This is a genomic window from Streptomyces sp. So13.3 (genome assembly GCF_005860785.2).
Classification (GTDB): Bacteria; Actinomycetota; Actinomycetes; order Streptomycetales; family Streptomycetaceae; genus Actinacidiphila; species Actinacidiphila fildesensis.
In genome coordinates this window covers 4,155,224-4,169,497 of sequence record NZ_CP048835.1, presented here as the reverse complement: position 1 = coordinate 4,169,497, position 14,274 = coordinate 4,155,224, and the positions used below count along the sequence as shown (strand labels likewise).

Genomic DNA, 14,274 nt, shown 5'->3' with positions numbered 1-14,274 from the left:
TTTTCCGCGGCGGGGGCGACGCCGTTTAAGGTCCCCACCATGCCCCGAGGCCGATACTCGTTCCACGACACGCATGACCACACCCCCCTGGGTGCCGAACACTTCCACTGCGCCACCGGCCCCTCCGGCTGGCGCTACGTCTCCCAGCTCACCGCCCCCTCGGGTGATCACTCCGGCTCCGTCGACCTCACCATCGACGATCTCGGCCGCCCCATCCGCCTCGAAATGAACGCGTCCAGCTGGCAGGTCCGCGGCGCGGCCATCGACGGCGTCACCTGGGTCCGTACCGACCCCGCGGGCGAGCAGGCACAGGAGGGCAACGTCCCCGCCCATGCCTTCACCGGGGCCTCGCCCGCGTTTCTGATCGCCACCGCACGACTGCTGCGCCTCGAACCGGGCACCCCGGCCACCCGCGTACGCCTCGTCTCCTTCGCACCCCCCGTGCTCGCACCCCGCACCCTCGACCAGTCGTGGGCCCTGATCGACAGGACAACACACGACACCGACAGCGGCCCGCTGCCTGTGGACGAGTACCAGGTGACCGAGCTCGACACCGGCGAGCAGCGGCAGATCCACATCGCGGGCGACGTCGTCCTCTCCGCCCCGGGGATCGAACTCGAAGAGCTCGAATCACCACCGTCGGCGTTCGCCTGACACCGCCGCCCATCCCCAGGGGTGCGCGCGGCCCGGTCCTGCCCGGTCCTGCCCAGGTCCGGCCTACGCCGGGGGAGCGAACCCGGTACGCGGCGGCTCCGGTGCGGCGGGCTTCGACAGCATCGCCGGCGCGGGCTGGACGGGTTGGACCGGCCGAAAAGCCTGGACCGGCTGAACCGGTGGCATGACCGGTGACGGCATGACGGGCGACGGCATGACGGGTGGCTGTGCGCCCCCGAAGGGACCGGCCGGAGGCCCGCCCGCGCCGAACATCCGCCGGGCGTCCCGCGACTGCCGTTCCGCCACCACCGCGGCCAGGAACGCCGCCGGCGGAGTCCCCTGGGGCATCCGCGCGCCCGTGCACGCGGCGACATCCGTCGCCAGCCGCTCCGCCATCGACCAGCCGACCTGCGGATCAAGCTGCCACATCCGTGAGAGGTACTGCCGTACAGCCAGCCACAGCCCCTCCGGCACACCCGAGAGGTCCACCCCGGCGAGCTGCGCCGCGAGCCACGGCGGTGCGGGCGGCATCAGCTGCGAGTGCTGCACCGGGACGCGCTCGCGGACGACCAGGGTCCCGCCGAAGACGTCCCCCAGCCGCCGCCCGCGCACCGACACCAGGGACGCGATGCACGCGATGACGCCCAGCGACAGCTGGATCTCGACGACACCCACGGCCCCGCGCACCAGCGCGTGCCGGAAGCGGATCGGACCGCCGTCGTCCCGCACCACCCGCAGCCCGCAGGCCAGCTTGCCCAGCGACCGCCCACGGGTGAGGGTCTCGACGGCTATCGGTATGCCGACCAGGATGAGCAGCATCGCGCCGATCGACACCGCGGCCACCGCCGCGTCGTCGAGCGACGAGGTCGCGGCGGCGAGCAGGAACATGAGCCCGACGAAGCCCGTCCAGTAGACGACGAGGTCGATCGTCGTCGCGAGCGCCCGGCTCGGCAGCTTGGCCGGGTCCATCCCCAGCGCCACCGCCTCGCCCGTCACCAGTCCACTCACGCGCGAACCCCTCCTCCACCCCGTCCGAACCCTTGCCCGAACAGTCTGCCCGGTCTGCCAAGCTTGGGCTTCCCACTGTCCGGCCCTCTTCCGCCAGGAGCAGCAGCCCATGGACCTCGATGTCTTCGCCGCCGCCCACCGGCATGAGTGGGACCGGCTCGAAGAGCTGTTGGGACGCGGTCGCCGGCTCACCGGCGACGAGGCCGACGAACTGGTCGGCCTCTACCAGCGCACGGCGACCCATCTGTCCCTCGTCCAGTCCAGCGCCCCGGACCCGGCGCTGATCGGCCGGCTGACCACCCTGGTGGCCCGTGCGCGCAGCGCGGTCGCGGGCGCCCGCACGGCGAGCTGGCGCGATGTCGCCCGCTTCTTCACCAGCGCCTTCCCGGCAGCCGTCTACCGGTCACGGCACTGGTGGGTGCCGACGGCGCTGCTGTCGACAGCGGTCGCGGCGGCCGTCGGCTGGTGGATCGCCTCCCACCCGGAGGTGCAGTCGGCCATCGGCGCCCCGGAAGCCCTGCGCTCGATGACCCGGCCCGGCGGTCAGTACGAGACGTACTACTCCAGCCATCCCGCGGCGTCCTTCGCCGCCCAGGTCTGGACGAACAACGCCCAGGCCGCGGCGATGTGCCTGGTCTTCGGGGTGTTCCTCGGGCTGCCGGTCCTCTGGGTGCTGTGGCAGAACGTGCTCAACCTCGGCATCGGGATCGGCCTCATGGGTTCCGCGGGCCGTCTCGACACCTTCCTGGGGCTGATCCTCCCGCACGGCCTCCTGGAGCTCACCGCCGTGTTCATCGCCGCCGGCACCGGACTGCGGCTGGGGTGGACGGTGATCGACCCGGGTCCCCGCTCGCGCAGAACGGCGCTGGCCGAAGAGGGGCGTGCTGCCATCGGCATGGCCATCGGACTGGCCGTCGTCCTTTTCGTCTCCGGCGCCATCGAAGGCTTCGTCACCCCGTCCGGCCTTCCGACCTGGGCCCGCATCACCATCGGCATCGTCGCTGAACTGCTGTTCCTGGCCTACATCTACGGCGTCGGCCGGCGTGCGGCCCTCGGCGGTGAGACCGGCGACGTGGAGGCCGCGGACCGCAGCGCCACCCTCCCGACGGCCGCCTGAGCACCCCGGTCACCCGGATGTGCACTCGGCGTCCCTGACCTGTTAGTCTCCTCTTCGCCCCAGAAACCCGTTGACACGGGTGACCAGGGTAGGTAGATTCGAACGGTTGTCACGAACTAGACATGTTCGAGGCGGCTCGATAGAGTCTCCTTGCTTCTTCGTTCCTCGCGACGAAGACATCGCACATCCAATCCGAGTGAATTCTCCGAATGGATCCGCGTGTCCTCGAAACGAGAGCGGAAAATCCGATGGAAAGCTTCTGCTAAAGTCGGGTGCAGCGGGAAAGCCGAAAGGCAGAAACGCTAAAGCAACACAATGCAGGATCTGCAGTACTCCCGCTGACTGGGAATCGGGCGTGAAAGCGTCTGATAGAGTCGGAAACACGAAGGGAAGCCCGGAGGGCGCCGGTGACGGCACCAAAGGAAGCGTCCGTTCCTTGAGAACTCAACAGCGTGCCAAAAGTCAACGCCAGACTTAAAACACCCCGGGCGGAACCCATTCGGGTTTCGTTTGGTGGTTCCTTTGAAAAAGTCCTTCTACCCTCCGGTCCTTCGGGACGGGAACTGGTGGGAGGCAATCACACAGCGAGGACGCTGTGCACCACGGGCCTTATTCCGGCCGGTGGTGCCGCTCTTGCGTGGAGACATTCACGGAGAGTTTGATCCTGGCTCAGGACGAACGCTGGCGGCGTGCTTAACACATGCAAGTCGAACGATGAAGCCCTTCGGGGTGGATTAGTGGCGAACGGGTGAGTAACACGTGGGCAATCTGCCCTTCACTCTGGGACAAGCCCTGGAAACGGGGTCTAATACCGGATAACACTCTCCTCCTCCTGGGGGTGGGTTAAAAGCTCCGGCGGTGAAGGATGAGCCCGCGGCCTATCAGCTTGTTGGTGGGGTAATGGCCTACCAAGGCGACGACGGGTAGCCGGCCTGAGAGGGCGACCGGCCACACTGGGACTGAGACACGGCCCAGACTCCTACGGGAGGCAGCAGTGGGGAATATTGCACAATGGGCGAAAGCCTGATGCAGCGACGCCGCGTGAGGGATGACGGCCTTCGGGTTGTAAACCTCTTTCAGCAGGGAAGAAGCGCAAGTGACGGTACCTGCAGAAGAAGCACCGGCTAACTACGTGCCAGCAGCCGCGGTAATACGTAGGGTGCGAGCGTTGTCCGGAATTATTGGGCGTAAAGAGCTCGTAGGCGGTCTGTCACGTCGGATGTGAAAGCCCGGGGCTTAACCCCGGGTCTGCATTCGATACGGGCAGACTAGAGTGTGGTAGGGGAGATCGGAATTCCTGGTGTAGCGGTGAAATGCGCAGATATCAGGAGGAACACCGGTGGCGAAGGCGGATCTCTGGGCCATTACTGACGCTGAGGAGCGAAAGCGTGGGGAGCGAACAGGATTAGATACCCTGGTAGTCCACGCCGTAAACGTTGGGAACTAGGTGTTGGCGACATTCCACGTCGTCGGTGCCGCAGCTAACGCATTAAGTTCCCCGCCTGGGGAGTACGGCCGCAAGGCTAAAACTCAAAGGAATTGACGGGGGCCCGCACAAGCAGCGGAGCATGTGGCTTAATTCGACGCAACGCGAAGAACCTTACCAAGGCTTGACATACACCGGAAAGCCGTAGAGATACGGCCCCCCTTGTGGTCGGTGTACAGGTGGTGCATGGCTGTCGTCAGCTCGTGTCGTGAGATGTTGGGTTAAGTCCCGCAACGAGCGCAACCCCTGTTCTGTGTTGCCAGCATGCCCTTCGGGGTGATGGGGACTCACAGGAGACCGCCGGGGTCAACTCGGAGGAAGGTGGGGACGACGTCAAGTCATCATGCCCCTTATGTCTTGGGCTGCACACGTGCTACAATGGTCGGTACAATGAGCTGCGATACCGCAAGGTGGAGCGAATCTCAAAAAGCCGGCCTCAGTTCGGATTGGGGTCTGCAACTCGACCCCATGAAGTCGGAGTTGCTAGTAATCGCAGATCAGCATTGCTGCGGTGAATACGTTCCCGGGCCTTGTACACACCGCCCGTCACGTCACGAAAGTCGGTAACACCCGAAGCCGATGGCCCAACCCGCAAGGGAGGGAGTCGTCGAAGGTGGGACTGGCGATTGGGACGAAGTCGTAACAAGGTAGCCGTACCGGAAGGTGCGGCTGGATCACCTCCTTTCTAAGGAGCATTCTGGCTGCGAAAGCGGTCCAGGGCCATTACGCCGGCATCTGTTCGGCGGTGGTTGCTCATGGGTGGAACGTTGACTATTCGGCACGGTTTGTTTGTTCTGTCAGTACTGCTTCGGCGTGGAAATCAGAACGAGTTGACCGTACCGGGCACGCTGTTGGGTCCTGAGGGAACGAAAGTCCCCTCTCGACGCCGGCCTCATGAACCTTCGAGTTGATCGAAGCGGAGTGGGGGAGGGTTCGTTGCTTGAGAACTACATAGTGGACGCGAGCATCTGTAAGGCAAGTTTTTAAGGGCGCACGGTGGATGCCTTGGCACCAGGAACCGATGAAGGACGCGAGAGGCCGCGATAGGCCCCGGGGAGCTGTCAACTGAGCTGTGATCCGGGGGTGTCCGAATGGGGAAACCCGGCAGTCGTCATGGGCTGTCACCCATACCTGAACACATAGGGTATGTGGAGGGAACGCGGGGAAGTGAAACATCTCAGTACCCGCAGGAAGAGAAAACAACCGTGATTCCGGGAGTAGTGGCGAGCGAAACCGGATGAGGCCAAACCGTATGCGTGTGATACCCGGCAGGGGTTGCGTATGCGGGGTTGTGGGATCGCACTTCAGCAGTCTGCCGACTGTTGGGCGAGTCAGAAACCGTATGGATAGGCGAAGGACATGCGAAAGGTCCGGCGTAGAGGGTAAGACCCCCGTAGCTGAAATCTGTACGGCTTGCTTGTGCGACACCCAAGTAGCACGGGGCCCGAGAAATCCCGTGTGAATCTGGCGGGACCACCCGCTAAGCCTAAATATTCCCTGGTGACCGATAGCGGATAGTACCGTGAGGGAATGGTGAAAAGTACCGCGGGAGCGGAGTGAAATAGTACCTGAAACCGTGTGCCTACAAGCCGTGGGAGCGTCGCTGTGCATGCTTGCATGCACAGTCGTGACTGCGTGCCTTTTGAAGAATGAGCCTGCGAGTTTGCGGTGTGTGGCGAGGTTAACCCGTGTGGGGTAGCCGTAGCGAAAGCGAGTCCGAATAGGGCGAATGAGTCGCGCGCCCAAGACCCGAAGCGGAGTGATCTAGCCATGGGCAGGTTGAAGCGGAGGTAAGACTTCGTGGAGGACCGAACCCACCAGGGTTGAAAACCTGGGGGATGACCTGTGGTTAGGGGTGAAAGGCCAATCAAACTCCGTGATAGCTGGTTCTCCCCGAAATGCATTTAGGTGCAGCGTCGCGTGTTTCTTGCCGGAGGTAGAGCACTGGATAGGCGATGGGCCCTACCGGGTTACTGACCTTAGCCAAACTCCGAATGCCGGTAAGTGAGAGCGCGGCAGTGAGACTGTGGGGGATAAGCTCCATGGTCGAGAGGGAAACAGCCCAGAGCATCGACTAAGGCCCCTAAGCGTACGCTAAGTGGGAAAGGATGTGGAGTCGCAGAGACAACCAGGAGGTTGGCTTAGAAGCAGCCATCCTTGAAAGAGTGCGTAATAGCTCACTGGTCAAGTGATTCCGCGCCGACAATGTAGCGGGGCTCAAGCGTACCGCCGAAGTCGTGTCATTCCCGTGTGAAGCCCTAACGGGTGCGGGGATGGGTAGGGGAGCGTCGTGTGCCGGGTGAAGCGGCGGCGGAAGCCAGTCGTGGACGGTACACGAGTGAGAATGCAGGCATGAGTAGCGATACACACGTGGGAAACGTGTGCGCCGATTGACTAAGGGTTCCTGGGTCAAGCTGATCTGCCCAGGGTAAGTCGGGACCTAAGGCGAGGCCGACAGGCGTAGTCGATGGACAACCGGTTGATATTCCGGTACCCGCTTTGAAACGCCCAGTATCGAACCCTCTGATGCTAAGGCCGTGAAGCCGTCCTGGAGCCTTCGGGCAAAGGGGAGTGGTGGAGCCGCCGGTCCAAGGTGGTAGTAGGTAAGCGATGGGGTGACGCAGGAAGGTAGTCCAGCCCGGGCGGTGGTTGTCCCGGGGTAAGGGTGTAGGGCGTTGCGTAGGCAAATCCGCGCGACATATAGTCTGAGACCTGATGCCGAGCCGATTGTGGTGAAGTGGATGATCCTATGCTGTCGAGAAAAGCCTCTAGCGAGTTTCATGGCGGCCCGTACCCTAAACCGACTCAGGTGGTCAGGTAGAGAATACCGAGGCGTTCGGGTGAACTATGGTTAAGGAACTCGGCAAAATGCCCCCGTAACTTCGGGAGAAGGGGGGCCACAACTGGTGAGGGGACTTGCTCCCTGAGCTGGGGGTGGCCGCAGAGACCAGCGAGAAGCGACTGTTTACTAAAAACACAGGTCCGTGCGAAGCCGTAAGGCGATGTATACGGACTGACGCCTGCCCGGTGCTGGAACGTTAAGGGGACCGGTTAGTCACATTTCGGTGTGGCGAAGCTGAGAACTTAAGCGCCAGTAAACGGCGGTGGTAACTATAACCATCCTAAGGTAGCGAAATTCCTTGTCGGGTAAGTTCCGACCTGCACGAATGGCGTAACGACTTCTCGACTGTCTCAACCATAGGCCCGGTGAAATTGCACTACGAGTAAAGATGCTCGTTTCGCGCAGCAGGACGGAAAGACCCCGGGACCTTTACTATAGCTTGATATTGGTGTTCGGTTCGGCTTGTGTAGGATAGGTGGGAGACTTTGAAGCGGCAGCGCCAGCTGTTGTGGAGTCGTCGTTGAAATACCACTCTGGTCGTGCTGGATGTCTAACCTCGGTCCGTGATCCGGATCAGGGACAGTGTCTGGTGGGTAGTTTAACTGGGGCGGTTGCCTCCTAAAGAGTAACGGAGGCGCCCAAAGGTTCCCTCAGCCTGGTTGGCAATCAGGTGTTGAGTGTAAGTGCACAAGGGAGCTTGACTGTGAGACTGACGGGTCGAGCAGGGACGAAAGTCGGGACTAGTGATCCGGCGGTGGCTTGTGGAAGCGCCGTCGCTCAACGGATAAAAGGTACCCCGGGGATAACAGGCTGATCTTCCCCAAGAGTCCATATCGACGGGATGGTTTGGCACCTCGATGTCGGCTCGTCGCATCCTGGGGCTGGAGTCGGTCCCAAGGGTTGGGCTGTTCGCCCATTAAAGCGGTACGCGAGCTGGGTTTAGAACGTCGTGAGACAGTTCGGTCCCTATCCGCTGCGCGCGTAGGAATATTGAGAAGGGCTGTCCCTAGTACGAGAGGACCGGGACGGACGAACCTCTGGTGTGCCAGTTGTCCTGCCAAGGGCATGGCTGGTTGGCTACGTTCGGAAAGGATAACCGCTGAAAGCATCTAAGCGGGAAGCCTGCTTCGAGATGAGTATTCCCACCCCCTTTGAGGGGTTAAGGCTCCCAGTAGACGACTGGGTTGATAGGCCAGATGTGGAAGCCCGGTAACGGGTGGAGCTGACTGGTACTAATAGGCCGAGGGCTTGTCTAACTATTTTTGCTTCGCGTCCACTGTGTAGTTCTGAAGTAACGAACCGTGATAATACCCGGTTGGTTAACTTCATAGTGTTTCGGTGGTCATAGCGTTAGGGAAACGCCCGGTTACATTCCGAACCCGGAAGCTAAGCCTTTCAGCGCCGATGGTACTGCAGGGGGGACCCTGTGGGAGAGTAGGACGCCGCCGAACAATTTTTGAGAAGAAGCCCCCAGGCTATTGCCTGGGGGCTTCTTTGCGTTCTCGGTGCCGATCCAACGGTGTTGCCGGCAGCAGTATCGAGCCGGGCCCCGGATTCGATCCGGCCGCCTCTGATGACGATCCCCTGTCTCACGCGATCAACACACCACGACGCCTTCTCGAACCGATCGTAGTGTCCCGTACACCCTCAGCCGGCGATGGTGAACCCGTACTCCCCGGCGAACCTCAGCGGTCCCAGCACTAGAGGCGGCCGGCGGCCTTCAGGGCCAGGTACGCGTCCGCCAGAGCGGGGGCGATGTCCGTGGGTGGGGCGTCGACGACGGTAATGCCGTGGCGGGAGAGGCGCTGGCCGGTGCGGCGGCGTTCGGCTCGCGCTTGTTCGGCTGCTGCTGCCGCGTAGACGGCGTCCAGTGTGCCGCGGCCCCGGGCCATTTCCTCGATGCGGGGGTCGGCCACGGACGCGATGAGGACTTCGTGCCGGTGGGTGAGCTGGGGGAGGACGGGAAGCAGGCCCTCCTCCATGGGGGCCGCGTCGAGGCCCGTGAGCAGGACGACGAGGGATCGGCGCGGGGCGCGCTGCAGGATCGCGGCGACCAGGCCCCTGGCGTCGGACTCGACCAGTTCGGGTTCGATCGGCGCCATCGCGTTGACGAGCGCCGGAAGCATGTCGGTGGTGCTGCGGCCCTGGACGGAGGCGCGGATGCGGCGGTCGTAGGCGAGGAGGTCCACGCGGTCGCCGGCCCGGCCGGCGAGGACGGCGAGCAGCAGCGCGGCATCCATGGCGGCGTCGAGCCGGGGAGCGTCGCCGACCCGGCCCGCCGAGGTCCGGCTGGTGTCGAGCACGATGAGGATGTGCCGGTCGCGTTCCGGCCGCCAGGTGCGTACGGCGACGGTCGTGCGGCGGGCACTCGCGCGCCAGTCGATCGAGCGGGTGTCGTCGCCGGGGATGTACTCGCGCAGCGAGTCGAACTCGGTGCCCTGACCGCGGGTCAGAAGTGAGGTGCGGCCGTCGAGTTCGCGGAGCCGTGCCAGCCGGGAGGGCAGGTGCTTGCGGCTGGTGAAGGGCGGCAGTACGCGGACGGTCCACGGGATGCTGTGCGAGCCCTGGCGGGCGGCGAGGCCGAGCGGACCGTGCGAGCGCACGATGACACGTTCGGCTTGGCGGTCGCCGCGGCGGGTCGGGTGCAGCACGGTCGTGACGCGGCGGCGCTCGCCCGGTGGGACCACCAACCGGTGCCGGGACGCGGCCACTTCGGTGCCCGGGTGCCAGCTGCTGGGCGGCCAGGAGTCGCGCAGCAGGGCGCGCAGCGGCCGGCGGCCGGGGTTGGTGACGGTCAGCGTGACGTTCGCGGTTTCACCGAGTCGAACGGATGTATCACCGATTCGAGTGAAATGGAGCTTTCGTACTGGCGCGGCGAGCGCGAGGTCGCACAGAATTCCGAGCAGAAGAACGCCTTCGACAGCGAGGATGCCGCTCCAGCCGGGGAGCAGCACACCGACGGCGAGGGCGCCGAGTGCGGCGAGAAGGGCGGTGCGTCCGGTGAGTGCCATGGGCTGTTCCTGCCGGCCTAGCGGGGCACGGGGACGTGGGCGAGGATCGCGGTGATGACCGAGTCGGCCGTCACGCCCTCCATCTCGGCCTCGGGCCGGAGTTGCACCCGGTGGCGGAGGGTGGGCAGGGCGAGGGCCTTGACGTCGTCGGGAGTGACGTAGTCCCGGCCGGTGAGCCAGGCCCAGGCGCGCGAGGTCGCCAGCAGGGCGGTCGCACCACGCGGTGACACTCCGAGGGTGAAGGAGGGGGATTCTCGGGTGGCCCGGCAGAGGTCGACGATGTAGCCGGTGATCTCGGGGGAGACGGACGTCTTGGCGACGGCGGCGCGGGCGGCTTCGAGGTCGTCGGGGCCCGCGACGGGACGCAGTCCGGCGCCCGCGAGGTCCCGGGGGTTGAAGCCTTCCGCGTGCCGTGTGAGGACGTCTATCTCGGTGGCGCGCGAAGGCAGCGGAAGGATCAGCTTCAGCAGGAATCGGTCGAGTTGGGCTTCGGGGAGGGGATAGGTGCCCTCGTACTCGACCGGGTTCTGGGTGGCTGCGACCAGGAACGGGTCGGGGAGGAGGCGCGGAGTGCCGTCGACCGATACCTGGCGTTCCTCCATCGCTTCGAGGAGGGAGGCCTGGGTCTTGGGCGGGGTGCGGTTGATTTCGTCGGCGATCAGGAGGTTGGTGAAGACCGGGCCGGGCTGGAAGGAGAACTCGGCGGTGCGGGCGTCGTAGACGAGGGAACCGGTGACGTCGCCGGGCATGAGGTCGGGCGTGAACTGGACGCGCTTGGTCTCCAGTTGGAGCGAGGCTGCCAGGGCGCGGACCAGGAGGGTCTTGGCGACTCCGGGGACGCCTTCCAGGAGGACATGGCCGCGGCACAGCAGTGCGACCACCAGGCCGGTCACTGCTGCGTCCTGGCCGACGACGGCCTTGGCGATTTCGGTGCGCAGGGCCTCGAGTGAGGTGCGGGCACTGTCGGCTGTCGGGGCGCTCACGGAGTTGCGTACCTCTCTGTGGAAGTGATCCGGCGCTCGAGGTCGTCGAGGTCGTCGGCCAGACGCAGCAGGGCCGCGTCGTCGGATGGGGGCGGGCCGTAGAGCAGCGCGCCCGGGTCGGGATCCGGGCCGCCGGTGCCGGGGCTGCCGAGGAGGGCGGCGACGGCTGCGACAAGGGCCTCCGGGGCGGGGGCCGGGGAGATGCCGACGATCGGTGCGAGCCGGTCGCGGGTCGCCTGGCGCAGTGCTTCGGCGGCCCTGGCCCGGGCGTTGGCCCGGCGGTAGAGGCGGGCGCGGCCTTCGGTGGTTTCGGAGGCGTGCACGGCCACGGGGAGTCGTTCGGCGATGACGGGGCCGAGCCGCCGGGCTCTCCAGAGGGCGGTGATGACGGCGGCGATCAGCAGCTGGAGGAGACCCCAGCTCCAGCCGTCGGGGATGAGGTCGAAGAAGCTTTTGCGCTCGCCGTCGAGTGCGGAGGTGTCGCTGAGGGAGGGGAGGTACCAGACCAGTTTCGGGTGGGCGCCGAGGAGTTGGAGGGCGAGGGAGGCGTTGCCCTGCTCGTCGAGGCGGTTGTTGGTGAGGAGGCCGGCGGAGCCGAGGACGACGGTGTCGCCGGTTCCGGCGGCAGGCAGCCGGATCAGGGTCGGGTTGCCGCCGCTGAGGTAGCAGCTGTCGGCGCCGGGGACGGAGGTCGCGTACTCGACGCCGCCGAGCTCGACGTCGCCCGCGCGGATGGCGCTGAGCAGCGAGCACTGCGGGGCGAGGGTCCGGGTGGCGGTGGGCGCGAGGGCCTGGACGCCGGGGGCGAGCGCTTCGGCCGCGGAGGGGCCGGGGGAGACGAGAACGGTACGGCCGCCGGACTGTTCGGCGGCGCTGTGGAGGAGGGACTGCTGATGTGGGGTGAGCAGGTCGGGGACGGCCACGAGCAGGGTGGTGTCCGTACCGAGCGCGGCGGTGGCTTCGTTGGTGGTGGTCACGACGGTGGTGGTGACGCCCTGGGCCGCGAGGAGTTGGGCGACGGCGCGGCTGCCCGCGGGGTCGGCGGAGCGGGGGTCCAGTGCTCCATGGCTTTCGCCGGAGCGCAGCGCGGCATAGCCGATGCCGAAGATGAGGACGGCGAGCGCGGCTGCCAGGAGGGCGCGCGAGCGGGTCCACAGCTGGCGGGCGGTGGGGGAGACCGACGTGTCGCCCGTGTTGTCGGCGGGATCGGCGGCAGAGGTGGCCGGCGGGGCGGGTGCCGCGGAGAGGGGAGTGGTCATGGGCGGGCGTCCCCGGCGCCGGCGAACTGGGGTTTGGCGCGTTGCAGCCGGCTGTCGAGGTCGCGCAGGACCGTGTACGTCTGCTCGGTGCCGGTGCGGCCGCCGTAGGTGAGGTCGTCGAAGAGCCGGGCGGCGTCGCCCAGTTCGGTGGCGTGGCCGGGCAGCGCGCGGCCGGCGTCCGCGGCGGCTTCGTCGGCGGTACGGCCGGGACGCGGGTCCAGGACGGTCCGTTCCTCCAGGGCGCGGACGAGGGCGCGCATCCGTTCCTGGGACGCCTCGGTCCATCTGCGGGCGGCGGCGTGCTGCTCGGCGGCCGTGCGGTGTTCCGCGGCGGTGCGGGTGCGGTCGCCGAACAGGCCGGGCCCGCCGGTGGAGACCTGGCGCACCTTGCCGAGCCGCCAGCGCAGGGCGACCAGCAGCAGGACGACGGTGAGGACGATGGCCAGCAGCCCCACCCCGCCGCCAGGGGTGGCGCCGGAGGCCACGGTCAGGAGGTCACCGACCTTCTCCCAGAGCCAGTCCAGGGCGCGCTGGAACAGGCTCGGGTCGTGCTGGTGGTAGATCCCCTTGGACAGCTCGTGCTCGGCCGCTTCGCGGGCGGCGTCGCGCGGGGTGGTGACCGGTGCGTCCCCCGACACCTGGGGTCAGCTCTCGGGAGTGGTGCGGTCCGGGGTCCGGGTGTCGCCGTAGCCCGGGAGGCCTGCGGCGCGGGCCAGTTCGATGTCGAGGGCCTCGCGGCGGATGCGCTGGTCCATGTAGAGCAGGGCGGTGACGCCCGCGCTGATGGGGAGGGTGATGGCAGTGCCGATGACGCCGCCGATGGCGGTGACGATGAGGAAGGTCCAGCCGAGGTTCGCGTTCTCGGACATGAAGGAGGTCATGCCGTCTCCGCTGACGGCCCCGGCGATGAGGGTGAACGGAGTCTGGATGATCATGGAGACGATGGTGACCAGGACCCAGGCGAGCAGCTGGACGCCGAGGATCCGCCACCAGGCGCCGCGGACCAGTTTCATGGAGCGCTTCATGGACGTGATGACGCCCTGCTTCTCCAGCATGAGGGTGGGAGAGGCGAGGCTCCAGCGGACTGACAGCCAGATCGCGACGACGGAGGCGGCGAGGCCGCCGATCACGGCGAGGGCGATACCGCCGCCGGTGCCGCCCAGGGCGATGATCACGATGCCCGGCACGGTGCCCGCCGCGATGATCAGCAGGGCGATCAGGGGGAGCAGCAGGGTCAGTCCGAGCAGGCGCAGCAGCTGGGGACGGGAGTCCCGCCAGGCCTCGCCGGTGGTGACCGGTCGTCCCAGTACCGCGCGGCTGATGACCATGGTGAGCATCGCGGTTGCGAAGATCATGGCGAGCAGGCTGATCAGGGCCGCGATGCCGGAACCGGCGAGGGCGCCGCCGGCCGAGCGCAGGATCTCGCCGGACGTCGCGTTCGGGTCCTTCTGGACCTGGTTGAAGTCCGAGTTCTCGTTCAGGAACAGGCCCTGGAGGACGACGAGTACGGCCTGGGTGACCAGGGCGACGGCCAGGGAGATGCCCAGCACGACCCGCCAGTGGGCGCGCATGGTGGAGACCGCGCCGTCGAGGATCTCACCGACGCCCAGCGGGCGGAGCGGGATCACCCCGGGCTTGGCCGCCGGGGGCCGGCCCCACGGTGCCGACTGCCAGCCGCCCGGGGCACCGCCCCAGCCGGGGCCGGGCTGCGGGGGCGGCGGAGGCGGGCTGCCCCAGCCGCCGCCGGCCGGCGCGGACCACTGGTCCGGCGGGGGCTGCTGCTTGGACCAGTTCGGAGCCGCGTCCTGCGGAGCGGGGGGTGGGGGCGGCGCCTGGGGACTGTCGCCGCGCTCCGGCTCGTCGGAGTCGGAGGATCCGGGCGATGCCCAGCCCGGAGTGTCGTTCATTGCTGCT

General features: G+C 66.4%; 8 protein-coding genes and 3 rRNA genes. 5 read left to right on the top strand and 6 right to left on the bottom strand.

The features are described 5' to 3' along the window. Positions 1 to 39: 39 nt before the first annotated feature. Entirely contained in the window at positions 40 to 654 is a 615-nt protein-coding gene (locus C8250_RS18750; RefSeq protein WP_138357890.1) for a hypothetical protein, read from the top strand. Between the two features lie 63 nt (positions 655 to 717). Here the strand turns inward: C8250_RS18750 and C8250_RS18745 are convergent, their stop codons facing one another. Next, the gene (locus tag C8250_RS18745) at positions 718 to 1,662 is read right to left on the bottom strand and encodes an RDD family protein (protein WP_138357892.1); all 945 of its coding nucleotides are present in this window, start codon (positions 1,660 to 1,662) and stop codon (positions 718 to 720) included. Positions 1,663 to 1,771: 109 nt separating this feature from the next. Here C8250_RS18745 and C8250_RS18740 point away from each other — a divergent pair, with 109 nt between their 5' ends. The 4 genes from C8250_RS18740 to rrf all read left to right on the top strand — a co-directional run bounded on the left by C8250_RS18740 (position 1,772) and on the right by rrf (position 8,558). Then, positions 1,772 to 2,779, top strand: coding sequence for a stage II sporulation protein M (locus C8250_RS18740; protein ID WP_138357894.1), 1,008 nt, complete (start codon positions 1,772 to 1,774; stop codon positions 2,777 to 2,779). 646 nt (positions 2,780 to 3,425) lie between these two features. Further along, positions 3,426 to 4,950, top strand: a 16S ribosomal RNA gene (locus tag C8250_RS18735). Positions 4,951 to 5,238: 288 nt separating this feature from the next. After that, positions 5,239 to 8,363 (top strand): 23S ribosomal RNA (locus C8250_RS18730). 78 nt (positions 8,364 to 8,441) lie between these two features. Beyond that, positions 8,442 to 8,558, top strand: a 5S ribosomal RNA gene (gene rrf / locus C8250_RS18725). The 16S, 23S and 5S rRNA genes sit together here, the layout of an rRNA operon. A 249-nt stretch (positions 8,559 to 8,807) precedes the next feature. Here rrf and C8250_RS18720 read toward each other — a convergent pair. From C8250_RS18720 to C8250_RS18700, 5 genes are read right to left on the bottom strand one after another with little or no spacing between them, the layout of a single operon-like run. Next, a complete protein-coding gene (locus C8250_RS18720; RefSeq protein ID WP_138358898.1) occupies positions 8,808 to 10,118 on the bottom strand; it encodes a DUF58 domain-containing protein in 1,311 nt (436 codons plus the stop codon). A 17-nt stretch (positions 10,119 to 10,135) separates the two neighbouring features. Then, positions 10,136 to 11,101, bottom strand: coding sequence for a MoxR family ATPase (locus tag C8250_RS18715; protein ID WP_138358896.1), 966 nt, complete (start codon positions 11,099 to 11,101; stop codon positions 10,136 to 10,138). Then, a complete protein-coding gene (locus C8250_RS18710; RefSeq protein ID WP_138358894.1) occupies positions 11,098 to 12,360 on the bottom strand; it encodes a DUF4350 domain-containing protein in 1,263 nt (420 codons plus the stop codon). Before C8250_RS18710 ends, C8250_RS18715 begins: the two co-directional genes overlap by 4 nt. Then, positions 12,357 to 12,998 carry a DUF4129 domain-containing protein gene (locus C8250_RS18705; RefSeq protein WP_138358892.1) on the bottom strand — a complete coding sequence of 214 codons (642 nt, stop codon included), beginning with the start codon at positions 12,996 to 12,998 and terminating at the stop codon, positions 12,357 to 12,359. Before C8250_RS18705 ends, C8250_RS18710 begins: the two co-directional genes overlap by 4 nt. 6 nt (positions 12,999 to 13,004) lie before the next feature. Next, complete coding sequence (locus C8250_RS18700; protein WP_138358890.1) at positions 13,005 to 14,267, bottom strand: glycerophosphoryl diester phosphodiesterase membrane domain-containing protein; 1,263 nt, start codon at positions 14,265 to 14,267, stop codon at positions 13,005 to 13,007. Between the last annotated feature and the right edge of the window lie 7 nt (positions 14,268 to 14,274).